Origin of the sequence: Lysinibacillus sp. BPa_S21 (genome assembly GCF_023337795.1) — a bacterium.
In the GTDB taxonomy this organism is placed as follows: domain Bacteria; phylum Bacillota; class Bacilli; order Bacillales_A; family Planococcaceae; genus Lysinibacillus.
This window is the reverse complement of sequence record NZ_JALIRS010000004.1, coordinates 523,839-548,374: the sequence shown is the minus strand read 5'-3', so window position 1 is coordinate 548,374 and position 24,536 is coordinate 523,839. Positions and strand designations below refer to the sequence as shown.

Annotated in this window: 31 protein-coding genes and 1 pseudogene; 6 read left to right on the top strand and 26 right to left on the bottom strand. The window is 33.2% G+C overall.

Annotation, left to right across the window (positions count from 1 at the left end; all coding sequences use genetic code 11):
• Positions 1–283: 283 nt before the first annotated feature.
• From MOK21_RS11395 to MOK21_RS11380, 4 genes are all read right to left on the bottom strand, one after another.
• On the bottom strand, positions 284–1,552 hold the full coding sequence (locus tag MOK21_RS11395) for an MFS transporter (RefSeq protein ID WP_249074062.1): 1,269 nt from the start codon (positions 1,550–1,552) through the stop codon (positions 284–286).
• A 289-nt stretch (positions 1,553–1,841) separates the two neighbouring features.
• Complete coding sequence (locus tag MOK21_RS11390; RefSeq protein ID WP_249074061.1) at positions 1,842–3,029, bottom strand: MFS transporter; 1,188 nt, start codon at positions 3,027–3,029, stop codon at positions 1,842–1,844.
• A 321-nt stretch (positions 3,030–3,350) separates the two neighbouring features.
• Positions 3,351–3,506, bottom strand: a complete 156-nt coding sequence (locus tag MOK21_RS11385; RefSeq protein ID WP_249074060.1) for a hypothetical protein — start codon at positions 3,504–3,506, stop codon at positions 3,351–3,353.
• Positions 3,507–3,829: 323 nt separating this feature from the next.
• The gene (locus tag MOK21_RS11380; protein WP_249074059.1) at positions 3,830–4,783 is read right to left on the bottom strand and encodes a bile acid:sodium symporter family protein; all 954 of its coding nucleotides are present in this window, start codon (positions 4,781–4,783) and stop codon (positions 3,830–3,832) included.
• Between the two features lie 129 nt (positions 4,784–4,912).
• On the opposite strand from MOK21_RS11380, the gene MOK21_RS11375 reads away from it, so the two are divergent.
• Positions 4,913–5,938 (top strand): S-layer homology domain-containing protein, encoded by a 1,026-nt coding sequence (locus MOK21_RS11375; RefSeq protein ID WP_249074058.1) that lies wholly within the window; start codon positions 4,913–4,915, stop codon positions 5,936–5,938.
• A 256-nt stretch (positions 5,939–6,194) separates the two neighbouring features.
• On the opposite strand, the gene MOK21_RS11370 is transcribed toward MOK21_RS11375, so the two are convergent.
• Positions 6,195–7,085, bottom strand: a complete 891-nt coding sequence (locus MOK21_RS11370; protein WP_249074057.1) for a LysR family transcriptional regulator — start codon at positions 7,083–7,085, stop codon at positions 6,195–6,197.
• Positions 7,086–7,198: 113 nt separating this feature from the next.
• On the opposite strand from MOK21_RS11370, the gene MOK21_RS11365 reads away from it, so the two are divergent.
• Positions 7,199–7,756: a flavodoxin family protein gene (locus MOK21_RS11365; RefSeq protein WP_249074056.1), complete on the top strand. Its 558-nt coding sequence runs from the start codon at positions 7,199–7,201 to the stop codon at positions 7,754–7,756.
• Between the two features lie 180 nt (positions 7,757–7,936).
• On the opposite strand, the gene MOK21_RS11360 is transcribed toward MOK21_RS11365, so the two are convergent.
• Complete coding sequence (locus MOK21_RS11360; protein WP_249074055.1) at positions 7,937–8,359, bottom strand: pyridoxamine 5'-phosphate oxidase family protein; 423 nt, start codon at positions 8,357–8,359, stop codon at positions 7,937–7,939.
• Positions 8,360–8,518: 159 nt separating this feature from the next.
• Between MOK21_RS11360 and MOK21_RS11355 the strand changes: the two genes are divergently transcribed.
• The 3 genes from MOK21_RS11355 to MOK21_RS11345 all read left to right on the top strand — a co-directional run bounded on the left by MOK21_RS11355 (position 8,519) and on the right by MOK21_RS11345 (position 10,171).
• The gene (locus MOK21_RS11355; protein ID WP_249074098.1) at positions 8,519–9,145 is read left to right on the top strand and encodes a YczE/YyaS/YitT family protein; all 627 of its coding nucleotides are present in this window, start codon (positions 8,519–8,521) and stop codon (positions 9,143–9,145) included.
• A 146-nt stretch (positions 9,146–9,291) separates the two neighbouring features.
• Complete coding sequence (locus MOK21_RS11350; protein WP_249074097.1) at positions 9,292–9,579, top strand: PadR family transcriptional regulator; 288 nt, start codon at positions 9,292–9,294, stop codon at positions 9,577–9,579.
• Positions 9,566–10,171, top strand: coding sequence for a DUF2812 domain-containing protein (locus MOK21_RS11345; RefSeq protein WP_249074054.1), 606 nt, complete (start codon positions 9,566–9,568; stop codon positions 10,169–10,171). Before MOK21_RS11350 ends, MOK21_RS11345 begins: the two co-directional genes overlap by 14 nt.
• A 47-nt stretch (positions 10,172–10,218) precedes the next feature.
• On the opposite strand, the gene MOK21_RS11340 is transcribed toward MOK21_RS11345, so the two are convergent.
• From MOK21_RS11340 to MOK21_RS11330, 3 genes are all read right to left on the bottom strand, one after another.
• On the bottom strand, positions 10,219–10,851 hold the full coding sequence (locus MOK21_RS11340) for a 50S ribosomal protein L25/general stress protein Ctc (protein ID WP_249074053.1): 633 nt from the start codon (positions 10,849–10,851) through the stop codon (positions 10,219–10,221).
• A 154-nt stretch (positions 10,852–11,005) separates the two neighbouring features.
• Positions 11,006–11,923 (bottom strand): S-layer homology domain-containing protein, encoded by a 918-nt coding sequence (locus MOK21_RS11335; protein WP_249074052.1) that lies wholly within the window; start codon positions 11,921–11,923, stop codon positions 11,006–11,008.
• 105 nt (positions 11,924–12,028) lie between these two features.
• Positions 12,029–12,733, bottom strand: coding sequence for a YjjG family noncanonical pyrimidine nucleotidase (locus MOK21_RS11330; protein ID WP_249074051.1), 705 nt, complete (start codon positions 12,731–12,733; stop codon positions 12,029–12,031).
• 242 nt (positions 12,734–12,975) lie between these two features.
• On the opposite strand from MOK21_RS11330, the pseudogene yfkAB reads away from it, so the two are divergent.
• Positions 12,976–13,632, top strand: a pseudogene (gene yfkAB / locus MOK21_RS11325) (radical SAM/CxCxxxxC motif protein YfkAB); the annotation flags it as partial.
• A 153-nt stretch (positions 13,633–13,785) separates the two neighbouring features.
• Here the strand turns inward: yfkAB and MOK21_RS11320 are convergent.
• The 17 genes from MOK21_RS11320 to MOK21_RS11240 form a co-directional block, all read right to left on the bottom strand.
• Entirely contained in the window at positions 13,786–13,950 is a 165-nt protein-coding gene (locus MOK21_RS11320) for a hypothetical protein (protein WP_249074050.1), read from the bottom strand.
• Positions 13,950–14,468 (bottom strand): dihydrofolate reductase, encoded by a 519-nt coding sequence (locus MOK21_RS11315; RefSeq protein ID WP_249074049.1) that lies wholly within the window; start codon positions 14,466–14,468, stop codon positions 13,950–13,952. The genes MOK21_RS11320 and MOK21_RS11315 overlap by 1 nt, the downstream gene beginning before the upstream one ends.
• Before the next feature lie 135 nt (positions 14,469–14,603).
• Positions 14,604–14,909 (bottom strand): hypothetical protein, encoded by a 306-nt coding sequence (locus MOK21_RS11310; protein ID WP_249074048.1) that lies wholly within the window; start codon positions 14,907–14,909, stop codon positions 14,604–14,606.
• A gap of 30 nt (positions 14,910–14,939) precedes the next feature.
• Positions 14,940–15,803 (bottom strand): thymidylate synthase, encoded by an 864-nt coding sequence (locus MOK21_RS11305; RefSeq protein WP_249074047.1) that lies wholly within the window; start codon positions 15,801–15,803, stop codon positions 14,940–14,942.
• A 72-nt stretch (positions 15,804–15,875) separates the two neighbouring features.
• Positions 15,876–16,241 carry a hypothetical protein gene (locus MOK21_RS11300; protein ID WP_249074046.1) on the bottom strand — a complete coding sequence of 122 codons (366 nt, stop codon included), beginning with the start codon at positions 16,239–16,241 and terminating at the stop codon, positions 15,876–15,878.
• Between the two features lie 47 nt (positions 16,242–16,288).
• Positions 16,289–16,651 carry a hypothetical protein gene (locus MOK21_RS11295; protein ID WP_249074045.1) on the bottom strand — a complete coding sequence of 121 codons (363 nt, stop codon included), beginning with the start codon at positions 16,649–16,651 and terminating at the stop codon, positions 16,289–16,291.
• Positions 16,652–16,729: 78 nt separating this feature from the next.
• The gene (locus MOK21_RS11290; protein ID WP_249074044.1) at positions 16,730–17,230 is read right to left on the bottom strand and encodes a dCTP deaminase/dUTPase family protein; all 501 of its coding nucleotides are present in this window, start codon (positions 17,228–17,230) and stop codon (positions 16,730–16,732) included.
• Positions 17,231–17,286: 56 nt separating this feature from the next.
• A complete protein-coding gene (locus tag MOK21_RS11285; RefSeq protein ID WP_249074043.1) occupies positions 17,287–18,963 on the bottom strand; it encodes a ribonucleoside-diphosphate reductase subunit alpha in 1,677 nt (558 codons plus the stop codon).
• Between the two features lie 70 nt (positions 18,964–19,033).
• Entirely contained in the window at positions 19,034–20,332 is a 1,299-nt protein-coding gene (locus MOK21_RS11280) for a ribonucleotide-diphosphate reductase subunit beta (RefSeq protein ID WP_249074042.1), read from the bottom strand.
• A gap of 30 nt (positions 20,333–20,362) precedes the next feature.
• A complete protein-coding gene (locus MOK21_RS11275) occupies positions 20,363–20,608 on the bottom strand; it encodes a glutaredoxin family protein (protein WP_249074041.1) in 246 nt (81 codons plus the stop codon).
• Between the two features lie 49 nt (positions 20,609–20,657).
• A complete protein-coding gene (locus MOK21_RS11270) occupies positions 20,658–20,993 on the bottom strand; it encodes a hypothetical protein (protein ID WP_249074040.1) in 336 nt (111 codons plus the stop codon).
• 185 nt (positions 20,994–21,178) lie between these two features.
• A complete protein-coding gene (locus MOK21_RS11265) occupies positions 21,179–21,574 on the bottom strand; it encodes a hypothetical protein (protein ID WP_249074039.1) in 396 nt (131 codons plus the stop codon).
• Between the two features lie 206 nt (positions 21,575–21,780).
• A complete protein-coding gene (locus MOK21_RS11260) occupies positions 21,781–21,921 on the bottom strand; it encodes a hypothetical protein (RefSeq protein ID WP_249074038.1) in 141 nt (46 codons plus the stop codon).
• A gap of 305 nt (positions 21,922–22,226) precedes the next feature.
• The gene (locus MOK21_RS11255) at positions 22,227–22,967 is read right to left on the bottom strand and encodes a 3D domain-containing protein (protein WP_249074037.1); all 741 of its coding nucleotides are present in this window, start codon (positions 22,965–22,967) and stop codon (positions 22,227–22,229) included.
• Between the two features lie 150 nt (positions 22,968–23,117).
• Complete coding sequence (locus MOK21_RS11250) at positions 23,118–23,555, bottom strand: hypothetical protein (protein WP_249074036.1); 438 nt, start codon at positions 23,553–23,555, stop codon at positions 23,118–23,120.
• A 47-nt stretch (positions 23,556–23,602) separates the two neighbouring features.
• Positions 23,603–24,250 (bottom strand): hypothetical protein, encoded by a 648-nt coding sequence (locus tag MOK21_RS11245; protein ID WP_249074035.1) that lies wholly within the window; start codon positions 24,248–24,250, stop codon positions 23,603–23,605.
• 68 nt (positions 24,251–24,318) lie between these two features.
• Positions 24,319–24,534 (bottom strand): hypothetical protein, encoded by a 216-nt coding sequence (locus tag MOK21_RS11240; protein WP_249074034.1) that lies wholly within the window; start codon positions 24,532–24,534, stop codon positions 24,319–24,321.
• Between the last annotated feature and the right edge of the window lie 2 nt (positions 24,535–24,536).

The window sequence follows — 24,536 nt, the reverse complement described above, 5'->3', positions numbered from 1 at the left end:
TCATAATTTTCTTTTTATTTTAACATATATATCCAATAAATCTGTTGGATGTTATTAAAGTAAACTGCTTGTTCGTTTAAGTACATTTCTTCGCAATTTCCAAAGTGATATTATCATAAATTCCCAATAAAAAACCTCACCTCTTAAAATGAATAGAGGTGAGATGTTTTTAATCAAACTTTATTACAAATTATTTATCTTTATTATTAATGATCAAATTTTTTTTATAAAGCTACAGTTGCCATTTTAACTTCTTTCATCGGGTTGTATCATACACCTTTTCTCAAGCTTTTCTTGACCAAATGACAACTGGAATAAGGAATAAAGATAATAGACCTCCAGCTAAAGATAATGTCGCATAACTCGCATTAGCTACTACCATGCCTGAAAGAGCACCGCCTGAAGCTCCTGCTAATGCAATTAAAACATCAATTTTCCCTTGCGTTTTGGCACGAGTAGAAGGTTCGGTCGAATCAACTATTTGAGCAGTGCCACTAATCAAGCCGAAGTTCCAGCCCAACCCAAGTAAAGAAAGAGCAATGATTAATAGAACCATCGAATCACTCGGTGCAAATGCCGCTAATAAACCAGCAAATAACAAAGTAACTCCTGAAGCGATGCTCATGGCTGTTCGCCCAATTTTATCAACAAGAACGCCTGTTACGAGCGACGGAAGATACATAGAACCTACATGAAATCCTATAACAATTCCAACCGCAGCTAAACCGTGACCATGATGTTTCATATGTATTGGTGTCATTGTCATGATAGCAACCATTACAATCTGGGTAAGTACCATCACTGTTGCACCGACTGTAAGACCTCTTTTATTGATAGTTTTTTCATTAAAGGTTTGCGTCTTATTTCCATATTCATTCTCTCGTCTGTGCGCTTCTATCATTTTTGCAATTTCTAATGGATCTGGACGTAACATAATAAAAAGGATAAGACCTGCTAAGATAAATGCTGTTGCTGATAAAATAAATGGACCCGCAAGCGACGGAACACCAATGGAAACAGCAAATTTTCCCATAACATCTACTAAATTTGGACCTGCCACAGCCCCGAACGTTGTCATCATCATTGTTGTGCTGATAGCCGTTGCTCGTTGTTTATTATTGGCTAAATCTGTCCCGGCATAGCGAGCCTGTAAATTCGTCGCAGTCCCTGAACCATAAATAACTAGAGAGGCGAATAATAAAATAACACTATTCATCATAGCAGCAATTACTACACCAATTGCACCAAGTCCACCGACAATAAAGCCTGTCGATAAACCTGTGCGACGCCCATAACGTTGTGATAGTTTTCCTACAATGAAAGCCGCACCCGCCGACCCTAAAGTAAATAAAGCGGATGGTACTCCTGCATAAGCATCTGTTCCTAGCATTTGCTGAGCTAAAAGTGCCCCTACCGTAATACCTGCAGCTAGCCCCGCCCCGCCAAAAACTTGTGAAAGACTAACTATGATTAGCACTCGTTTATATAAGCTTTTTAGCTTTTCAGGGGAATCAATATAACTGTCTGTAATTTCTTGTGCTTTTCCAAGCATTTTTCAACACCTTCTTTTTACTTTTCTCAATGATTGACCATATTAAAGCAGCGTTCGCGGACCTAAATGTATTCCACTCTTTTTCCGTTTTTTTGTCTCCAAAATATGCTCTAATTTAATTATTGCGCGGATTGAGCCATTCTTTAACGCTTAAAGACGAAAGCCTCTATTCCAACTCTTCGATAGGAATAGAAATAGTAAAAAACCCCAAATCTCCACGAAATGTAGATAAAAACATAATTTAAAAGCTAGAGCTGTCAAAAACATGTACAAATTTGACAGTTCTTATTTAATGGGCATGCATTACAACATTCTTTTTCTTTGAATAGAATAAAAAAGTGATCGTTAAACTTAAGCTAATAATACCAAAAACAAGCCCCAATCCACTTAAACCAACTAAATCTAGCATCATGCCTGTTGACAATAAGACGACTTGAAAGATGACAGAATCAATCATATTACGGAATGAGAAAAATCGCCCATGAAAATCTTTTGGCACTTGCTTTTGAAAAATCACCATTGTCGTTGGGAAAAAACAGCCTACTGAAAAACCAAAAACGCCAAAAGCCACTAATGCTAAAAATTTAAAATCCGCGAATATTAGCATGAGCTCCATCGAACCGATGATAAATGCTAATATAAAAAGTAGTGTTCCAGTGTTCAGCCGTTCTGTAATAAATTTCAAACCAGCTGCACCTAGCATAAAACCTATTCCCTCAACTGTATATAGTAATCCTGATATTGTCGTTGAATGATGAATCTCAGAAATTTTCATAATCACTAAATTAAAGGAACCTAAAAATAATGTTGGAATTAACATTAAAACAAGTGTCATTAAAACAACAGGGTGCTCGCTCACCATCGGTAACACTTCTTTAAAGTCGCCCTTTTCTTTAGTTGATGACGTTTGTTGTGCCGTTTCATCTAATTGTAGGAAGTTCGTAATAACAAACATCATGATATAGACAATAAATGAAATGATGTACAACCATTTCAGATCAAAGAAACTTAACATGAATCCCGCGGCGGCAGTCCCAATAATCCTTGAAATCGTTCGAGCATTCATTTGCCAAGCATTTAATGTAATTAAATCCTTATCCTTAACAATCATTGGAATAATAGATTGTAGAGCAGGCATATAAAAGGCGGCTGCTATTTGCAACGTAATTAAAAAAAGAATCATCCACATAACCGAATTTGTATAAAGTGCCACAAACATAAATAAAACACTGATAATGCGCCCTATACTAGCCCACTGTACAACCGTTTTTTTCATCGATTTGTCAATAATACGCCCGGCCAACGGACCTACTACTAAACCCGCCAATATACCGCTAGAAATAATTAATGATTTGTAAAAGTCAGAGGGAACGACCTTTTGCATGAAAGCTAGATTCCCTATAATGCCAGCCCACAATCCTAGACCTACAACAAATTCACCTAATAAAATTATCCACACATTCCGATTACGCCACATGCTGATCTCCTTGTTGTATTCATTAATTAATAAATCGTAACAAAATTACAAATATTAGTACATAGTCATTTTACAATAACTTCATTAAATGTATGTCTTGAATATACTTAGATTGATCACATCTAAAAATATTGTCATCATGAAGAAAGCAATAAAAAAACATCGTTTGATTCCCTTATCAAACGATGTCTAATTGTATATAAACGCTTTTAGTTTGCATAAAGCTATTTTGCAATTTTTAATTGAGAGACCCGTCTTTAGCAATTTATGAGGAGCCTTAAAACTGACACTACGCAAAATTAGAAAGATCTCACTTTCCATTCATATTAATTTTCTTACAAGGCGACGCCAGCCTATCCAGAAAATAATAACCATCATGCCTGCACCAACAGACTCGGTCAGTTTCCATAAAAGTATAAGAATTAACAAAAAAATTAACGGAAGAATCGTTAGCTTTAAATCATCTAACTTTTTCATTTCATGCACTCTTCTTTCTAAAGTGACATAATTAGTACTCAACATATTTCTGACAAGCACAAAACACTAAAATTTTTCTTGTTTTAAAAGTGCTGGTGTTTACTCTCAAATTTACATTTTTGTATGAAATATCTCCCCCATCCTACATTTACATAACATGGATATTGCTTATCTACATCATATTCTGAAGGTAGCGTAATGGAAACCACATGCTTTTTTATTTTCACTTGATGCTCCTCCATCAAAATTTTCAGTATCTTTTCTTCTTTTTTCCAAATGATGCAGCTTTTTAATAACAGTCGTTGATAGCAGCACTGAATTCTTTACATACTCGCTTTCCCATATTTCAGCTGATACTTTTCCATTACTCGGCTAAAGAACGAGGCTAGAACTTGCTGAAATAACATACCAAGCACTACAGGCATAATCGTTTTTGCAGGAAAGTATGTAGTCGCTATTACGACCCCTACAGCAATATTACGCATCCCTCCTGTAAAAACGAACATCGTAACAATGCTTTTATCCTTCCAAAGCATATGCCCTAATATTAAACAAAAAGCATATCCTGAAAAAGCAATTAGAAAGACGACCAAAGTAACACTAACAAGCTCCACGTTCATATTTTTAATGTATGGGGCAATTGCACTACTATTTATCATCACGATACTAAATAAGCTAAGTTTTGAAAAAGGGGCTAATTTTTTACCTAGTGTCAATTCAATTTTTCCTTTAGTAAACTCATTTAATGCTACTCCTATTAGAGAAGGCACAACAATCATCCAAAGTAAATCTAGAATGAGACCAACAGTATCAATTTCAATTGTTTGCCCTACAACAATATGAAGTAATGCAGGAATGACAACAGGTGAAATGAGTGTATCGATTAAAATAATTGCAAGACACAATGCAAGATGACCCCTACAAATACTAACCCAAATAAAGCTTGTTACCCCTGTTGGTATAGCGACTGCTAAAACAAAACCAATTGTCAGTAGATGATCGTGAAAAATAATGTTTGATACAAAATAAGCCCAGATTGGCATGAGTAGGTGTAAAAATGCAATAACAATTAATATAACTGTTGGGTATTTATTAAGACTTTTTATTCCTTCTAAATTCATGCTTAAACTACCTGCAAATGTCATAAAAGCAAATAGCCACGGCACGAATAATAATAGCTGATGCCCTACGTTCGCAAACAATACACCAATCACTAAGCTAAACGGTGTTAAAATAGGCATCCATTTTTGGAGGAATTTATTTAAACTATTTAACATCTCTTTTTATTCCTTCCTACTTTCATAAAAAAATAGTTTCCTTCAGTCTATAAACTAGAAAAATTTGCAGTTTATATCCATATCCTTCAAACTATTAACATGACTAGAAAGAAAGGATGACTGAGACAAATGAAAAAATTAGTGTGCGTGTTATTGCTTTTCATAGTTTTTATGGCAAATGAATACACTGTGCAAGCTGCTGGCTTTAAAGATGTGCCAAAAGATCACTATGCCTATGATGCCATCATGTGGGCAGAGGAATATGATATCATCAATGGCTACACAGATGGTACATTTAAACCGAATGCAACCATTACAGAGCAACAATTCGCAAAACTACTTGTAAATTTTTATGAGCTTGAATCACCGTTGGTTAAGCTAAAAAAACAGACCCCAACTGCAATCTGGTCTGATGAATTTTACAATCGACTTGCAAGCTATGCTGTTCCATTAAACGGGTATTTCGATAATACTATTAGAGCGGCTAATGTGAAGCGCGGTGTTGTGGCACAGGCCATTACACATTTAGCTAATGGTAAAAGTGGATTAGATCAATCCATACAGTTTTTACTCGATTATTACATTTCCACTGGTCAAAACTTTCAGTATGAAAATCGCAATTTACAGAAGTTTTTTGGGGTAACAAATTTTATGACACGAGCTCAAGTCGTGACAATGCTCCACCGAATGGATGAAAGAAATTTTTATGAGATTTCAGAGGACGCACAAGCAAGTCATGATAATAAAAGTAATGATTCTTTAAATACACGCGCGAAAAATGGCCAAAATCAATTAGATAAAATAATGCAGCTGACAACACCTGCTAAAAGTGCTTGGAATGGTACCTATTCATACTACTATAAATGGGGGAATGGCATAACTGATTTTAATCGTCGTGATGCCTATATTTCAAACGCAACAAGCAAAAACTTTCATATTTTCATTACCTCAAATGATGGCATAGCTGCAGGGAGTGTCGATGGGACAGCGACGATTACATCTAACACAAAGGCCGTGATGAATAAATCCTCAAACGGCAATCGTTGTGTATTAGAATTTGAACGTCTTAATAATGCACTTAAAATTACCGAGGTAGATTGTCGTACAGAGCATGATGAAGGAACTAATTTTTCTGGTACTTTAAAGAAACAATAAATTTCTCATAGGTCAACTGGAAATCTTCAAACTTATATAAATAACAATAATACTCTTTCATAGTGAAAAGAACTAAAAAGTGCGAAATGGATTAAAAAATTCATTCGCACTTTTTGGCCTACGTTATTCCTTTCAACACAATGATTCTCCCTTTTTCTATAAAATGCAAGAATATGGTCTACACATCCATTTTTTCAAACAGTCAGCAAAAGGAAAAGGATTGTTCAAAATGAAGTCCAGATTCAAAAAAATGCCATTATAACTCCTTATACGTCTTCATTGCAATTTCTATAAAATCAGCAAGGTACAGAGATATATGTTTATTCTTATGCCAAGCGATATCCGTAAAAATATCTGCTAAATTCACGGATGTATCCAGTTCTATTAAACATCGGTTTTCTAACTCCTTCTCCACCACCATTTTAGGTAAGAATGAAATACCTAAACCTGCCATCACACATTGCTTAATGGCCTCAATACTTGCAAACTCAATCATTTGTATTGGTAGCGCACCTTCCTGCTGTAGCTGTACTTCCAATTGATTGCGATAAGAACAACCGCTTTCCGTCAACAGCATCGTTTCATTTGAAAGTTGCTGTAAAGAAAATACGGCTCTCTCCTCGTTGCTATCAATAGGCGCACCAACAAAAACTAATTGCTCTTGAATAAGTCGCTCACGATGTAACATAGGTGTTTCCTTATATGCATCCGTAATAAATGCTATATCTAGATTGCCTGACTGTAATAAATCTTTGGCTATTTCTGTTGTATGTACAGGCTTAAAAATAATTTTGACTTGTGGATGGGATTTCTGAAATTGTTGTAAAACACTTGGCAGACGGTATACACATTGACTTTCCTGTGCACCTATTTTTAATATCGCTTGTGTTTGTTCATTTAATACAGCTTTTTTCATCTCCATATTTAAATCTAGCATTTTTTGGGCATACTGCTGTAATCGTTGGCCCTCCTCCGTAAGGGTAATGCGTTTTCCAAGCCGCTCAAAAAGAACTACGCCAAGCTCTTCTTCAAGCGATTTAATTTGTGCTGTAATACTCGACTGAGCATAATCTAGTAGCTGTGCTGTTTGCGTAAAACTTAACGTTTTCGAAGCTGTTAAAAACGTTTGCAGCTGCTTAATATCCATCTTCCCCACTCCTAAATCGTTTTTTTCGATACATTCCATCGAAACATTCAGCTTTATCGATAATAAAGATAAGTTTACACTAGTTATAACCTTAGAGATAGAGGAGGATTCTTATGAACATCACCGCATTTATTGGTAGTTCTAGAACTGATAGTAATAGTGAACAACTAGCCGATTATGTATTAGAGGGCTTAAACCATAAAAAAATAGATCTGAAAAATTTAACGATTGAGCCCATTTACGATTTGCGCCATGATAACAAAGGTTTTCAGTTTGTAGATGATGATTATGATCAAATTATCCATGCGTTGTTAACAAGTGATATCGTTATTTTTGCCACGCCGATATATTGGTACAGCATGTCAGGCATAATGAAGAACATGGTGGATCGATTGAGCCAGGCTATTCGAGATGAGCGTTTTCCACAGCTAAAAGAAAAATTACAAACTACCGAGGCCATTGTTCTTGCTGTCGGTGGTGACTACCCACATATAAAGGGACTACCAATGATTCAGCAATTCCAGTATATCTTTGACTTCTTAAAGATGCCGTTCTCCTCGTATATAATTGGAGAGGCAAACAAACCTGGTGACATAAGTCACGATGAACAAGCACTTGCGCAGGCGTCTATTTTAAATAAGCAGTTAAAAGCACGTATCTATCCGATATAAAAAACCGACCTGAAAGCGGCTATGCTTTTAGGTCGGTTTTTTATGTTAAAAGAAAATAATTGAAAAGAATCTTAGTGAAAAAAACGGGCTATTACTATAGTTAACGCTAGTTTCTGAGAAAGCTATTTCGCTATCCCATGCTTTTTAAATTAAACTGTAATCTAAAAAAACGACCACATTTTAATGGTCGTTTGTAAATTCAAGCTCTTTAGGTGGTTCGCCTTTTTTATTCATCAGGCGCATACGGATTGGCTCAATTTTAAGTGTAATCATTTCATCATGGTTACCAACGAAGATGCTTGTAAAAAATTCGGCTATCTTATTTTTTATTCCTTCCTCTAGAATTTCTGTTAGCTTTCCTTCAATTTCAACGTACGTGTCACCAAAGCCCCCATTTTCGTATCCATATAATATATGTGTATATGGGTTTTTGCGGAGCTCCTCCATTTTTTCAGAATGTTGGTTTGTTACTGTGTATAATACAAAATCTTCATGTTGGAATGTCATATAGCGTGAGTATGGTTTGCCATTCTCCACGGTTGCCATCGTCCCTATTTTTTCACGATTTAAAACTTCTAGTATTTCATCTCGTACAGAGGTCATCTCATCCCATCCTTTCTTATCCCTACTATTTTGTCCTTATTTAGCTTACCTAATCATATTTTTTGAAAAATATGAATTGACAATCTTCGTTTTATTTTAAAATCTATTGTTATAATAATTTGTTGAACAACATGAATTTTTAGAGTGAGGGTTATAATGATGAAGCAAGCATTTTTCACACGGTGTCTGTTCTTCTTAACGGGTATTTTGCTTTTATCCTTAGGTATAACATTGACAATTAAAGGTCAGGTTTTTGGTGTTGGTTCGTGGGATGTGTTACATATTGGGCTAGCTAAAACTTTAGGATTAACCATTGGTACTTGGTCCATTCTCATCGGATTAGCCATTATAGCATTTGATATGGTAGTAACGAAGAAGTTTCCACTTCCCGGTACATTTATAGATATGTTTTTAGCAGGGATTTTTATTGATATTTTTAACTATTGGATTCCAGATATAGATGGTTTTTGGATGCAACTATTATCGTATATATCTGGCTTAGTATTACTTGGCTGGGGTTGCGGTATGTATATGGTGGCGAATTTAGGGATTGGCCCTCGTGATTCATTAATGCTTCTAATGGTCCATAAACTTGGCTGGAGTGTCACACGCTCTCGAACAACAATGGAAGTAACAGTTGCTATACTTGGTTTTTTACTTGGCGGACCAATTGGAATTGGAACGGCTCTAATGGCTTTTGGACTTGGGCCAATTGTACAATTTGCTCTTACATTCAACGAGAAATTATTTACGAAATGGACTGGGATCAAAAGCGCCGTGGTATAAGCTTACAAGACAATGCAAAAAGTGCATTGTCTTTTTTTTATTCAGTTGCAATATACAGTTCAACTATATATAATCAAACTATATAGTTGAACTGTATATGAGGTGAACTTGTGAAAAAACATAAATTACTACCTTTATCCGAAACCATGCATTATATTCTACTCGCCTTACGTGAACCGCTTCATGGCTATGCGATGATGCAAAAAATCGAGGACATGAGCGCTGGTAGTGTAAGGATTGCGGCTGGTACTATGTATGGAGCCATTGAAAATTTGCTGAAATATCATTGGATTGTGCCTGTAGAGACACAGGATACGAGACGCAAGGTTTATCAAACAACAGCTGAAGGACTAGCAATATTAGCGGCCGAGCAACAAAGATTACAGCGCATTTTATCTTTATATGAGGGAGCTGATAGACATGATAAAGTTTAAAATTTTTTTTGATATTGAAAAGGAAGAACAATGGTTAAATCATATGTTGTCCGAAGGATGGGTTTGTGCAAATGTAATTTCTGGAGGCTTTTATACATTTAAAAAGACAGATAATCTTGAACGAGTTATCCGTATTGATTTTCAGCAGGATCTTAAGAAAGAAGAACGCACTAATTATAAACAATTGTATGAGGATTTTGGATGGCAATCATTAAAAGAAAAGTCGTATGATGGTTCTTATTATTGGTTAAAAAGAAAAGATGGCAACGATGAATTATTTTCCGATAATGATTCGCAAATTGCTAAATATAAACGACTAATGAAACATTCCAGTAATTGGGCAATAATCTTTTTTATATGGCTAATGATGTTTTATTCAAATGATAACTTTTATCCTTTCAATATAAAAGACGCTTATTTTACGCCAGGTTTATGGGATAAAGAAGGTTTTTCTTTCGCCTTTTCCTTCTTATTTGAAACACCCCTTGCCATTATGCGGTTTATCGTACCTTGGCTATTTTTCATAACTTTCAGTATGTACGTAATCATGTATTTCCGCTATCGCCAATCCATTCAGCAGTATACAGAATAAACAGCAAGGAGCCGCTTACCACGTGTAAGATGGCTCCTTCTCTGTTTTTATTCTTCTGAAGCAGATGGATTTTTCCCAGTAGCCTCGATTACTTCAGGGGTTCCATCCACTGTGTCTTCCTGCACATTTTCAGCAGCAGGCGGTGTAATCGTCACTAATGTATAGTCATCTTCCTGTAAAATTTCAAAGGAAAACTTTTGACGAATATCTCCTACATAAAGTGATGTTCCGATCGCTACATCCGTCACATCAACCTCTATTGTTTCGGGGATATTTGAAGGATTTACTTTTATTCGAACTTCTCGATTAGGTTGTAATAGGAATCCACCATCCGCAACGCCAATGGCCTTCCCAGTAACCGTTACTGGAATATCAACCTCTAGTTCCTCGGACATATTGATGGACTTGAAATCTACATGCTTTACATTGCCTTTTAACGCACAGCGTTGCACTTCTGTTAATACTGCATTGATCCGTTTACCGTCTACATCTAGTTGAAAGACATTTTTATTGCCAAACTGCGCTAACATTTTTGCAAATTGTCTGGCATCCATTGATACTGCTGTTGATTCCATTTGATAGCCATAAACAACTCCTGGAATAGCACCGTTCTGTCTAAGTTGAGTCAATGACGAATTACGCCCTTTATCGCGTTTTTTTACAGTTAAAACAGTATTCATCGTATTTTCCCCTTCCATGGAAACTAGTCTCATAAAAGGTTTTGCCCGTTCTATAGATTTTTATACATAGACATAGTATAGATTTCCCTAACGTTCGTCATTCATGGATCCAACAAAAAAGCCGAGACATTTGATGCTCGGCTAAATTTACATATTATAATCTTCCAGCTGCGCTCAAAGTCACTGCTAATAATTTAGCAAACTCTCCACGGCTAATAAATTGATTTGGTAATAAATGAGGACTGTCATTTAGCGCACCGATGGCATACAAAGTCTTAGTATGCTGCAATGCTTCCCCCTGAAGGTAGTAGCCATCCTGATAAGGTAAAACCACATATTCTTTTTCTTGAACATAATCAATAGCTTCTAATGTTCGACCAAGCATTAAAATGGCCTGTTGACGTGTAATTTTTCCATTTGGATCAAATGTAGTTGACGTTTTACCATTTATAATTCCTAAAGAATGTAAGGCACCAACATAACCACTATACCAAGATTTTTTGACATTAATGTCTTTAAATTGTTTTGTCGGTATTTGTTGAAAGCTAAATGCACGGGTTAACAATGCACTAACCTGGGCACGTGTTAAAGAATCGTTGACACCAAAATGATCTGCTGTTTTGCCTTGAACAATGCCCCGCTTCGATAAACTAGTAATATACGAACTATATGGTGAATTTCCTAGATCACGAAAATTATTTGGCTGTGAATAAACAAATGTTAATTCTGCATTATTGTGAATCGTTGCAATTACGCGATCCTTTAAATCTCGATAAGCAACTGGCTCCATTTCACCTTTTTTAACAACCTGTTTTAAGACCCCATTCTGACCATTTTTAAAAATTTCCACTTCTAAGGGCTGACGGTTATTGACAATATTAGCTTTAACACTAAAAGTATCTCCTTTTTCTGATGCGTTAATGGTAGCACCATACGCAGAGTACACTGTCATATTTGGCGTTTGCATATGTACATAATCGGTTGGCTTTTGATAGGCATGTACCTGCATTGGAATGACCAATGCTATACCAAACAATCCTACTAATACACCCTTTGCTATTTTTCCTTTCATCTTATATCTCCTTTCTTTCCATCTAAGACTGATACTATCTATCCAAAAAACTACACTTCATTTGTTCGGGTTTATGAACAGTTGAAGTGTAGTGAGAATATGTACCTACAAAATTTCGACTTTGTGACCTAATAACAAATGTAAATCATGAAGTTTTTTTATTTCATATTGTGGTTGAATATCGCTTGTATTTTTTATATCACGTATATTAAACCAACATGTATCAATTCCAGCTTGAAGCCCACCTTTGACATCAGATGTTAAGGAATCACCAATAATCAAGGTCCTATCCTTATTTATATGATCAATACGTTCAAAAACATAATCGAAAAAAGCTGGCATTGGTTTTTGGTAGCCTGTTTGCTCCGAGATAAAAATCCCTTTAAAAAATTGTGCTAAATTTGCATCCTCTAGTCGTTTATTTTGGGTCATTGTTTTACCATTTGAAACGACATATAAATCATAGTCATCTGCAAGCTGTTCGATGACTTCATAGGCACCATCTACATAATGATGCGCCTCTTTCAAATATTTTTGGAAAATCGCTTCAAAGTACTCCCCATCCACATCTAGACCGAATTCCTTTAAAGCAATCGAAAATCGAGTATTATGTAATGTATTTTTAGAGATCTCACCACGTTCAAAAGCACGCCACATCGACTCATTAATCTCCTTATAACGGGCAATCATCGTTGGCGTCATAGCAATATTTTCCTGATTAAATAATCGGTCAAGCGCTGCATTTTCAGCTAAGTCAAAATCTAATAATGTATCATCCACGTCAAACAATAATGTTTCATATTTAGTCATGTCATTTCCTACTTTCTTTGGTACTGTATTACCATTTACTCCTTCTATCATAACGTAAATTTACCCATTCATCCACTTTCCAAAATTTTAGGATATTTCATGGAAGGAGGAGAGCTAATATTTCCTTCATTGGGTAACAAAAATGATCATCTTGCCTAAAAATAGCCCTTTCGATAATTTCATATTTGAATTTATTAACGAATATGAGACAATAGAGTGCTAGAAAGGAAGATGTAAGAATTATGACGACCCTACAAAAAATTACGCCTGCCTTTGATCCATGGGAAGCGTATTTAGATGTTGAACAACATGGGCAAATGACCCTATCCAATATTGAATTTACAACAACAACTCTTTGTAATATGCGCTGTTCACACTGCGCTGTTGGCTATACATTACAAACTAAAGATCCTGATGCTTTACCAATTGAGCTAATCATTAAGCGTCTCGATGAAATTCCACACCTTAAAACAATTTCGATTACTGGTGGAGAGCCGATGATGTCTAAGAAATCCGTTCAAAACTATGTATTACCTTTATTGAAATATGCCCATGTTCGAGGAGTACGCACACAGATCAACTCCAACCTGACATTGGAGCCTGAACGTTATTTACTGATTGCCCCTTATTTAGATGTACTACATATTTCACATAACTGGGGTACTATTGATGAATTCGTTGAGACAGGCTTTGCCATGATGGAGCGAAAACCTACTTATGAACAACGTGCAGCTTTATTCCAACGCATGATCGATAACTCAAAAATGCTTGCTGATCACGGCGTAATGGTATCGGCAGAAACAATGTTAAACAAAAAAACTTTGCCGTACTTAGAGCATATCCATAACCAAATCATCAACGAAATGAAATGCGCACGACACGAGGTGCATCCGATGTACCGAACGTAAAGAATCTCATGTTAGCGTTACAGCTACTAAACACTTATTAATAAAGGAATTCTATCATATTTATCACCACTATTAATATTAAACATAAAAAAGAAGCTACTCATCAAGAATAACTTCTTCCTAAAATATATCTTATTATGTGCATTATTTAATGTACTTTAATAACAACCTAGCAAACAAATCTAAATTAGGCTCTCCAATATATAAATATGTACGTCCATCTTTCTCGTATTTATTTACTTTTGAATTAGGCGGTGCTAATTTTAAACTCCATTCAATAAACTCTTCTTCAGTTACTACCTTGTCCATTACATATCATCCTTTCTCACATAATCTATAAATTCAAATTTCAAACCGTTTTCTTCATGTTCTTCTTTATGTATTATTTTAAATTGTTGTTTTACTTTTTCGTAAGGAAAGAATACATCTCCCTTTTTATTATCATAAATGTATGTAATATAAATTTTATCAGCATATGGTAGTACTTGTTCATATAATGAATTTCCACCGCAAATCCATAGATCTTTGTCTTGGCTACCAGACTCTAGATAGTGATTTAACACTTTGTCGAATGAATTTTCAACAATTACTCCTTTTGGAGCTTTATAGTTCTTATTAGAAGTTAAAACTACATTTAAACGCTTATCTAACGGACTTGATAACTCTTCAAATGTAGTTTTACCCATTAAACATATATTAGGATGACCATTGTTATTTTGAGTAAGCTGTTTAAAACGTTGAAGATCCTTCTTAATTCTATATAGTAAATAACCATTCTTACCTATAGAATTTGTTTCATTAATTGCTGCTATGATATTGATACCCATGTATTCCTCCAGTTTAAATTTGACTCAATTTAATGTTAAGTAGTAATATCAAGATGTGACGACTAAACCGAATTTTCCTGATTCACAACAAAGTCACATACATGAGTGAATGTCCTTATTGGTATTTCACTCTTTTTATTTATCTTTCTTGGCATGAATGATTTTCCTGTTATCGTATACAGTAACCACTTCCCATCCATCAGATTCTAATTGTTCTACCTCACTGTAATTTTTGTAATTGTAGTAAATATGTTTTTCTTTTGTTGAAAATGAAGATACTAATATTGCAAAAACTAATATTCCTATACCTATGTAAATATTTATTTTGGAAAAAGCATAATCTTTAAAATAAACACTCAATGGGATCATTATCATTAGCAATAAAACTGCCACTACAACTGTCCATAAGTAAGGATTAGCTATCCACTCTTTAATTATCAATTGATACTCCTTCCTTTTTTGTTTATATGATCACACTGCTAATTCAAATTTAAGTTGTGGCAAGATTGGGTTATAACCAATCAACTCAAAATCCTTTTCTGAAATGTCATAGAAATTAGTACCATCAGGGACATTTAGAATTAACTTAGGTTGAGATTGAACCTCTCTAGATTTTAATTCTTCTACTCGCTTCAACATTTCTATAGCGTTATCAGAGTGCTTGTCATAGACATGGAGATTTTGAGTTAGCATATTAAACTTACCAACTTTCATTGAAGTGTGTTTAGCTATCATCATTTGAAACGCTAAATATTGCATCCTATTTATGTGTCCTGCTGTTAGGTAATCACTGCTACGAGATGTTAATGTCATATCTAAAAAGAAGTCATCTTTTACTTTTCTTACTGTAAACATAGTTTGATAGCAGCATGGATTCAAACCATTAGATTCCTTAAAATCCTCATTCTGCCACATGGATAAGATATGTCTACGACCAAACTTGTTATTCATTAAACCGTCTAATAAATTATTCATTAAGTCATATTTCTTTACTGTTGCGCCATATCTAATACCTATTGAACCGTCTCCGATATCAAATTCATTCCACCAGTCAATATTGTAATTGTCACGTAATAGCTTCAAATCGTTACTTTGATCTTTATAAATCCATTCAATTTCTCTAATGGCACTTTTAATTGCAATTGGACGTAATTCTGTAATAGGAGTCTCACCTTTTGAAATATCATATGTTTCAAATACTGGACTGATAAATGCGCTATATGCGGGAGTTCCGTCTTTCCATTTAGGTCTAGGATTATCGTCCATACATCCTTCATTAGCCAATCTAGTTAAGTTTTCAATCAGATACTTTTCTGCTTTATTTAATTCGGTCAATCAAAGCTCTCCTTTTATGTATAAAAGTAATGAGAGCAGAAATTAATCTACTCTCATATGAAGTTATGTATTTTATTTATTAAGTAATTTCTTTAATGCTTTCTTAAGTTTACCTTTCTTCTTTTTAGGTTGCTCCACTTCTAATTCAGGCTCAATCAATTCGATCTTCTCTTCTTCAATTTCACTTTTGTTATTGTTTAACTCAACTTCGTCAATCTCGTCTCTGCGTTCTTGAACATACTCTTTATAAGAGTTAATTACCTCATCAGCAACTTTTTCTACTGATTTATCAAACTGTATAAATTTATTATTGAATCTTTCTGTACCTGTACCATAGAAATCTTCAGCAGAAATTACACCATTACCATTATATTGAGGTGCAAAAGGCACTCCTTTTTGTTTAGCTTCTAACTTTCGTTCTTTACGTGATTTCATCATAAATATCTTTCTCCTTTTATTTTTTATGTATATTTCATACTAACTTATTAAAACTCATCTTGCTTTTCTAAATCACTACTAATTAAGTTTCCAATAATAAAGGTGCTACCACAATTTTTAAATTCAATACTGTTTTTGATAACTGTTCCATTTTCAGGATTGTATGTATAACCTTCTTGTTTGAACTTATTAATTAAAGCATCATTTACGCTAATTCCAATTCCGTGTGAAGAAACTATTACTCTATTAAATCCGTCTTCTTTAACTCGTTTTACAATGCGCTCTGATAGTTCAATCAAAGAATAAACGTCTAACTTATACTCTTTAATTCTATTTTTATCACCACTATCAATTGTAATAATAGTAGCCTTTCCACCAAATAACATATCTACAATAATCATTTTTTCCATAATTAATATTCTCCTCTGACGTTGGTCGTCACCCAATATTTTATCTTTCAATAAAATCCATGATTTATTAAAAGTGTGTTATTTACCACTACTACCTAAAGCACCTGCCCCACGCTCAGAAGGAATATTCAACAAATCCTCATATGAAATTACTTCTTCTTTAACTTCTGGAACAATTTCAACTGCCATTTGACATACTGCTTTAGTAATTGGGTATTTAATTTCATTTTCAGTTTCTACTTTGTCTGTAACTAATTTTGAAATTACAATATTTTTATTAGTTGTATTTTGCAACTTTAAGAAAACTTCGCCACGATACCCACTATCAACTTGACCACATCGAGGTACTAATCCAATTGATCCTGTTGAACCACGTTCACGCTTAAAGTCTAAACGATATTTAAAACTTACTGCCGTTGCAATACCTGTATTAAAGCCTACAATTTCATGTGGTCTAATCGTTACTTCATCTTCATTAAAGAGGACATAGATGTCATAACACCCATCCTCTTTTCGTTTTGTCGGAATAATCGCTTCCTCTTTAACTTTTGCAAAATATAATGTGTTGTTTAAATCCATAATTTATATTACCCCTTTTTTATGTATTATCTTTGTTTGTGTAATGCTTTATCAGATCATGCTTCACAACTACTACATAGTTTATCTTTACTAAATTGTTGAGATGCATTTGTGCTATGTTGATAGTAAAGAGTCTTAATCTTATTCTTCCATGCAAAGATATGTAGTTCATTAATTTCTTTAGCAGACATTTTAGGATTGACCATAATATTTAAGGATTGTCCTTGGTCAATGAATTGTTGTCGCATAGAAGCCTGTTCTAATATTACATATTGGTCAATCTCGGCAAAAGTCTTGAATACTTCTTTTTCGAGGTCTGAGAGGAAAGTTAGGTGTTGGACTGAACCATCATTATCTCGAATATTTAACCAAGTTTCACGATCATCCTTACCATATGATTGTAGAACATTTTTAAGATACGGGTTATGAATAGTTACTTTAGCTTTAGCTACATCTTTTACATATACGTTAGAGAATTGGGGTTCAATCGACTGACTTACTTGACCTAAAATAAATGCTGAAGAAGTTGTTGGAGCTATGGCGTTCAAACATGTATTTCGTCTACCATAGCCTTTTAATAATTCAGGTTCTCCAAATAGTACAGCTAATTCTTTAGACGCTTTGTAAGATTTCTTTTGAATAAATTTATGCATACGTACGTTTAATTTTGATGCTTCTACACTTTCAAATGGAATCATGTTAAATTGTAAATATGAGTGCCAACCTAAAGTACCTAATCCTAATGCACGATGATTCTTAGCGAAATTGTAAGCACGCTCCATGTAAGTAAAAGCGTTACGTTTTTCTTCTTCATCAGAATCTCGCATAGCTTCTAAATCACTTATAAACTCAGACATTACAGCATCTAAGAAATAAATCATTGTTTCAACAGCATCAGTATCTTTCCACTCGTCAAAGTGTAATAAATTCATTGATGATAAACAACATACAAATGATTCTTTTTCATTATTAGGTAACTTAATTTCTGTACATAAATTTGAGTGATTAATTAACATACCAAGCTCTTTATATACATCCACAGTATTATTATTAACTGTATCGGTGAAGAAGATATAAGGATAACCAATTTCTACTCTACTTTGAAGAACTTTAGCCCAGATTGTACGTTTTTCATAATCACCATTAATCATTTCTTTCATCCACTTATCAGTAACTGTCACACCATGAGTTAGTTTTTGAATAGGATTCCCTTCACTACCTATTTTTAAGAATTCTAAAATGTCATCATGATCAATTGGCAGATATGGAGAAAAAGCTCCTCTACGCATAGAACCTTGACTAGCGATATCCACTAATTTGTCAAACATATCCATAAAGTGAACTGCTCCTGATGACTTACCATTATTCTTAATTTCAGCACCTCTAGGTCGAATATTACCAAAGTAACCAGATGTACCTCCACCAAATTTACTCATCATACCTACTTCACCATGAGTAAATAAAATACTAGCCATATTGTCTTGAATATCACTACCAAAACAAGAGATAGATAATCCTTTTTTATTTCCAAAGTTAGACCATACTGGAGAAGATAATGAATAATAACCTTTACCTAGATAATCATAAAATTTATCAGAAAATCCTTTGATACCCAATATTTCTTCTGATTTATCAGAAATCTCTTTCATACGTTGTTCAGCAGAAACTCCTTCTTGTAAATAACCACCATTTAAAAATTTTCTACTATTTTCATTTATCCATTCAAATGCCATAAAATAAAAAACTCCTTCATTAAATAAAATTTATTGACAGTTTTATAACATGTCAAGGTTGTCGTTAACTTTACTCTATACTATTGTTATCTTCATTAGTGCCGTCAAACAGGTCATCAGCAGTTATACTTTTTTGTCTTTTTGAATAATTGACTGAACGTTTGTCAAAAAAGTCAACATGTTTAGTAGTAACTAATTCATCAGTGAACCAATCAGTTTGCTCAACTAATCCCATATCCACTTCAAAGATAGTATTGAATCCAGTATTAACAAGAGATTCATTCATTCTATTTTTAATAAATTCTTTAACTATAGCTTTTGGAAGGAATTCTAAATCACCTAATTCGTAAATCCAATCCAAGACCTCTTCTTCAGCTTTATATGTATTACGACAAGCATCATATACTTTATTAGTTAATTCTTCATCAAAATATTCAGGATGTTCTTGTCTAATAATACCAACTAGTTCAATTCCAAATAGTCCATGAATTTGTTCTTCCTTAGATGTAGCTTCAATAACATTAGATACACCTTTGAATAAGTTTTTATGTTTATTAAATGACATCATGATTAAGAATTGAGAGAATAAAGATACATGCTCAATAAATAATGAGAATAGTATTAAAGATAGTGTAAAGTCCTTGTTATCTTCAGTTTTGAGATATTTCAATGATTGTTTTAAACTATTAACTCGATTAGATAATGCTGGAATTTGCTCAATCTTATCAAACTCATCATTCAAACCTAAAATTTCCAATAGGTGAGAATAGGCATCACTATGTCGTACCTCTGATTCACCAAATGTAGAACCAACAGCTCCCACTTCAGGTTTTGGCATACGTTCATCTAGTCGTCCCCAAAAGTTTTTAACAGCAACTTCTACTTGTGAAATAGCTAACATAGCATTCTTAATTACATTACGTTCTTCATTTGTGATATTGATATGATAATCATTAATGTCTGACGTAAAGTTAAATTCAGTATGTAACCAATATGAATGTTGAATAGCTTCTTTATATTTTAATAATTCAGGATATTCATAAGGTTTTAAGTTGGTACGTGGTTTAAAGATGTCTAATTTACGTTCCTGATTACGCTTATCTCGATAGATAATATATGCCTTAGCTGTTGCTTTGTATTCAGAATTTAGTAAAGTTAATTCTACTAAATCTTGAATATCCTCCACGCTCAATTCTTCTAATTCTGTATAAGATGGATATATAGTTTCTAATACCGTTTGAGCTAGATTCTTTGATTCTTGAATATCAAACTCTCCAGTTTCTAAACCTGCTTTATGTATAGCGTTAACTATCTTATCTAACTCAAAATCAACTAATGAATTGTCTCGCTTTTTAATTACCTTTAACATTAAATAAATCAAATCCTCCCAAATATATTATTAGTCTTCTAATAGTTCTTTAACTACTTCAATTGGTTGTACACCGATTAATTTGATTTCAGAAACACCATCATTAATTAGCATTACTGGAACACTAGATAAATCATATTTTTCAACTGCATCAGTATCTACTGCAATATCAATTACATCATATTCTATATTTTCCATATCTAAAATGAATTGCATTTTATTACAATCTGGACACGTCGGAGTTGAACGCTTAATTAATGTTAATTTATTTTTCAAAATACCATCTTCTTTCTATTCATATGTATAGTCTTATGTATTTATTATTTTAATAATTAAGTAAGATCTGTTCTACAATTTCTTTAGTAGTCATTTTACCTGTATCAAATTTTACTACTTCTAAATCTTTAATTTTATGTAATGCTTCTTCATATTTCTTTTTAGCATACTTTAACTTTTCTAATGAAACATAATCATCACCACGGTAGTTGAATCGTTGTTCCAATATTTCGTCATCTGCATATAAGTAAATGACAATTGCCTTACCTTTCATTTCTTGTTCAATAAATCTACGTTGATCATCAGATAACATAGCAAAGTCATCATACATCAGTGAGTAAACTTCATTACAATAAGTGAATCTGTCAAATACTACACTATCCATCTTAGTAAACTCTAGAAACTTATTAAATAATTCATCTTGCGTACATTTACTGTGTTCGAAACTTGATCCTCTCACAACTTTAAACTCTGTAATGTCAGATAACATTTCCACTAAACTTGTCTTGCCACTACAATCTGTTCCAATTACAATATAATTTATAATTACCAACTCTTTCTTTATGTATTTTAATATGTATTGTTGTTTCCATAATTTAAATCGCTTAATTCTCTAGGTTTATACTTTTTATTAGAACTATTGTTAATTATCTTCCTTACTTCGCCTATGGCAGTATTTAATGTTGAAACTGACAATTTATCTTTTGTTAAATCATTTGCCAATTTTACAACTTCATATAAATTTTTAGCCTGTCTACGTTCGTTTCTAATAATGTGTAATCTTCGATAAGCTGTATATCCTTGATTTGCAGGTAATTTAACAAATTCGATATGATGCAACAAATCTTCTTGCTCTCTGTCCTTACAACTAATTACTTTAGATAGACTTGCTACTTCTCTAGGTAGCTTTTCTAAAAAGTTCCTTACAAACGTTAAGTCTTTTTCAAATTGTTTGATGTCTTCCAATTCAATCACCTAACTCTCGTTTAAGGTATTGTTCAAAAGTAATTCCTTCATTTTCTAATACTTTGTTATTTACAAATTTATAACCGTAATACTCTAATGCTGAATCGCTGATATTCATGATTTCATCTCCTTTACTTATTTATATACTTATTATAACATCCAATTACTATATTTCAAGTATATTTTATGTATTTTATTATTTAATTTTAATAACCGTCCATATAGCTTACTTCAAAATACAATCCATACTTATCTTCACCATAAATAAACTGTAAATCTGGATACTTTTTAATTTTACTAGATATGTATTCTGTTGTATACATGAATAACCATTCTAAATATTTCAAATCAAATGCACTACAGTATATTTTGTGGTATAGCTCTAATTCAAATTTAAAGGATTCATCTCTCAACGTATTAGCATTCATATAATATCTAATTGCAGTTTTATTATTGTAAGTAAATTCATCTTTAATGTGATTGTACAGATATTTATAAAATGGCTTCTTAAATACAGTATCTCTAACTTTAGATTTAAATTTTCTAATTCGATTATTCCACTTTATTTTACTTCTAAATGTCATTATTCTTCACCTTCTTTAGAGTTGAGCAGAGAAAGAGTATTATCAATCTCCGCTCAATAATTATGTATTTATTTTAGACTTCCAATAACTCTAATTTGAATGTTATGTCGTCCCAATTGAGATGCGCGAGCTTCTGATTCAACTAAAATATCAGCATTAAATCCTTTTATTCTACCACCAGTATCCCCAACAACAGCTTTGAAGCTTTCATTAGGAGTTTTTACTTCGACAATAGACCAAAGAGGAATCGTATTTGGATCTAAAGCAATGATGCGATACCCATTATAATATATTGTATTTTTCACGTTGATACCTGTTGCAGTAATACCTGAGCATTGATAACAGTCTGCACCGTAATAGCTTCCATTGAACGTCATCCAATTACTATTTACACTTTCATTACTTTCTCTACTTTTTGTCTGTTGTTTCTTCCTTTTTTCAGCTTGTGCTAATCTAATTTGCTCTGCTTTTTTAGCTTCTTCTATTCGTCTAGCTTCAGCTAACTCTCTTTCCTTTTCGATCCTAGCTAATCTTTCTTGTTCAAGTTTAACTTGTCGTTCTTTTTCTATGCGTTGACGTTCTAACTTTTTTCTCTCCTCTTCCTTCAAACGCTCACATTCCTTATGGAAAGATTCAATTTGATATGCAAATGAATTCTTTTTAATTTTCTCCATACGTTTTATGACATCTGAAGATTCTGGTGTACCATCTTTATTACTCTCATCTACGACATGGGATGCAAACCAAGCCCATCCAAATGTACATGTAATAAGAGTTGGTACTGTTAAAGATTTAGTTAGTTTGTTCATTTATTTGCTTATTCCATACAAAACTGTCTCATTTGAAGCTCTTAATGACAATTAATATTGTGCGCTTCTCTTGCAGAAATAAACTCCCTCACTTTCCGATTTTATGTATTTTATTATAATAAATATCATAATCTACTAAATTGTTATTTATCAATCATTTATATTTCCATAGATTAACACATCAGTTTTACCTGAATTATTAGCTGTTGAAATTATATAACCATTGTTCAATAATACTTCGATCAGTTTATTTTCGTCATATCCTGATTTAACTGTTAAATTATAAGGTGATTGTTTGACAGTATCTATAGAGTGTTCAATTGAGTTATAACAAACTTCCCTTTTTCGAGTAACTACTGTCCCATCTTCCTTTATTTCATATCCACTATTGTATAGTAACTTTTTAAATTCATGAGTATAAGCATTTTCACTACCAAAAGTAACCTTAGTTGGCGAATCAGATTTGAAACGCTCATATAGCTGTTTTGGAATATTTTCATCATATCTATAATAATTGACTGAAACGTTTCTAATCTCCACTTTCACATAAGACATGTCATCTGTCGTTAAAACATTCATAATTGCCATTGAACCACTCCTTTTTATGTATATTAATAAATAAAATATGGTTATTATTAAATCGTTTTATTTTCTAGCTTAATCAACAATTCTGTCCAACCATCAACCAGATTAAACTCGTTATGTTTTAAATGAAATCCAATCTTATTGAGAACGAATTTTTGAATATCCTTTAATTTTTCATCAATAATACTTTGATAATCTTCACTCCATTTTGAAATAACATTTAAGTTAGCGATACTGTTAAGTAAATGTGTTAATTCTTTAGGACTGTATGCTTTTTCATACACATTCAACATTTGTAATTGAATCAAATGACCATCCAAAACTTTTTCTGTATCCAAATTTAGATAATGGCTTTCTGATTTTTCTTCAGATTCGTCATTTTTCATTGATTTAAGTTTTTCTTCTGCTTCTAATCTACTTTTCTCAGTCAGTTCATTTTCTAACACTTCACCAACCTGATGTCTTGTATAGTATAAATAAGTTCCCTCAGTACTTCTTACGACTTTCGTAACCTTCACTTCTTTACCTTTATTGACCAAATATAGAGTATCGTCAGATTTCAAAACAGGAGAGTCTAATTCACCTTCCCATATTACTGGTGTTTCAAATTTTTCATAAGTCTCTACTATTTCTCCAAATGAAACTCTGTATTTTTTAACTAAAGTTACTCCTAATACCTGTGCATAATGTTTATCCATAATATTACCTCCAGTGTCGGTCACTACCCAATATTTTTATGTATTTTTTCGTAAAAGCAAACTATTATTTAATTTTTAATAATTGGTTTTAATTCATACCACATTACTTTTCTGTGATACATTTTATCGTTATAAATACTGACATATCCCCTCTTGTCTCTTTTCTCCGTAACTATGTATTCTCCTGTAAATTCAGGATGATATCTATTTTCCCAATAGACAGTTTCTTCAACTTCGAAGCCTTCTCCAAATAAATACTTCTTTATTACTTTTAATATTTTCATAT

Excerpts from the sequence above, each read along its gene's own strand:
- MOK21_RS11330 (WP_249074051.1), bottom strand. The coding sequence starts at position 12,733 with ATGACTAAATATGAAACATTATTGTTTGACGTGGATGATACATTATTA.
- MOK21_RS11370 (WP_249074057.1), bottom strand. The coding sequence starts at position 7,085 with ATGGATATTAAGCAGCTGCAAACGTTTTTAACAGCTTCGAAAACGTTA.
- MOK21_RS11250 (WP_249074036.1), bottom strand. The coding sequence starts at position 23,555 with ATGGCAATTATGAATGTTTTAACGACAGATGACATGTCTTATGTGAAA.
- MOK21_RS11280 (WP_249074042.1), bottom strand. The coding sequence starts at position 20,332 with ATGTTAAAGGTAATTAAAAAGCGAGACAATTCATTAGTTGATTTTGAG.
- MOK21_RS11390 (WP_249074061.1), bottom strand. The coding sequence starts at position 3,029 with ATGTGGCGTAATCGGAATGTGTGGATAATTTTATTAGGTGAATTTGTT.
- MOK21_RS11380 (WP_249074059.1), bottom strand. The coding sequence starts at position 4,783 with ATGTTAAATAGTTTAAATAAATTCCTCCAAAAATGGATGCCTATTTTA.
- MOK21_RS11315 (WP_249074049.1), bottom strand. The coding sequence starts at position 14,468 with ATGGGTATCAATATCATAGCAGCAATTAATGAAACAAATTCTATAGGT.
- MOK21_RS11245 (WP_249074035.1), bottom strand. The coding sequence starts at position 24,250 with ATGGATAAACATTATGCACAGGTATTAGGAGTAACTTTAGTTAAAAAA.
- MOK21_RS11320 (WP_249074050.1), bottom strand. The coding sequence starts at position 13,950 with ATGGACAAGGTAGTAACTGAAGAAGAGTTTATTGAATGGAGTTTAAAA.
- MOK21_RS11375 (WP_249074058.1), top strand. The coding sequence starts at position 4,913 with ATGAAAAAATTAGTGTGCGTGTTATTGCTTTTCATAGTTTTTATGGCA.
- MOK21_RS11270 (WP_249074040.1), bottom strand. The coding sequence starts at position 20,993 with ATGGATAGTGTAGTATTTGACAGATTCACTTATTGTAATGAAGTTTAC.
- MOK21_RS11290 (WP_249074044.1), bottom strand. The coding sequence starts at position 17,230 with ATGGATTTAAACAACACATTATATTTTGCAAAAGTTAAAGAGGAAGCG.
- MOK21_RS11360 (WP_249074055.1), bottom strand. The coding sequence starts at position 8,359 with ATGACCTCTGTACGAGATGAAATACTAGAAGTTTTAAATCGTGAAAAA.
- MOK21_RS11255 (WP_249074037.1), bottom strand. The coding sequence starts at position 22,967 with ATGAACAAACTAACTAAATCTTTAACAGTACCAACTCTTATTACATGT.
- MOK21_RS11295 (WP_249074045.1), bottom strand. The coding sequence starts at position 16,651 with ATGGAAAAAATGATTATTGTAGATATGTTATTTGGTGGAAAGGCTACT.
- MOK21_RS11395 (WP_249074062.1), bottom strand. The coding sequence starts at position 1,552 with ATGCTTGGAAAAGCACAAGAAATTACAGACAGTTATATTGATTCCCCT.
- MOK21_RS11335 (WP_249074052.1), bottom strand. The coding sequence starts at position 11,923 with ATGAAAGGAAAAATAGCAAAGGGTGTATTAGTAGGATTGTTTGGTATA.
- MOK21_RS11385 (WP_249074060.1), bottom strand. The coding sequence starts at position 3,506 with ATGAAAAAGTTAGATGATTTAAAGCTAACGATTCTTCCGTTAATTTTT.
- MOK21_RS11345 (WP_249074054.1), top strand. The coding sequence starts at position 9,566 with ATGATAAAGTTTAAAATTTTTTTTGATATTGAAAAGGAAGAACAATGG.
- MOK21_RS11340 (WP_249074053.1), bottom strand. The coding sequence starts at position 10,851 with ATGAATACTGTTTTAACTGTAAAAAAACGCGATAAAGGGCGTAATTCG.
- MOK21_RS11365 (WP_249074056.1), top strand. The coding sequence starts at position 7,199 with ATGAACATCACCGCATTTATTGGTAGTTCTAGAACTGATAGTAATAGT.
- MOK21_RS11355 (WP_249074098.1), top strand. The coding sequence starts at position 8,519 with ATGAAGCAAGCATTTTTCACACGGTGTCTGTTCTTCTTAACGGGTATT.
- MOK21_RS11285 (WP_249074043.1), bottom strand. The coding sequence starts at position 18,963 with ATGGCATTTGAATGGATAAATGAAAATAGTAGAAAATTTTTAAATGGT.
- MOK21_RS11240 (WP_249074034.1), bottom strand. The coding sequence starts at position 24,534 with ATGAAAATATTAAAAGTAATAAAGAAGTATTTATTTGGAGAAGGCTTC.
- MOK21_RS11300 (WP_249074046.1), bottom strand. The coding sequence starts at position 16,241 with ATGATGAAATCACGTAAAGAACGAAAGTTAGAAGCTAAACAAAAAGGA.
- MOK21_RS11350 (WP_249074097.1), top strand. The coding sequence starts at position 9,292 with ATGCATTATATTCTACTCGCCTTACGTGAACCGCTTCATGGCTATGCG.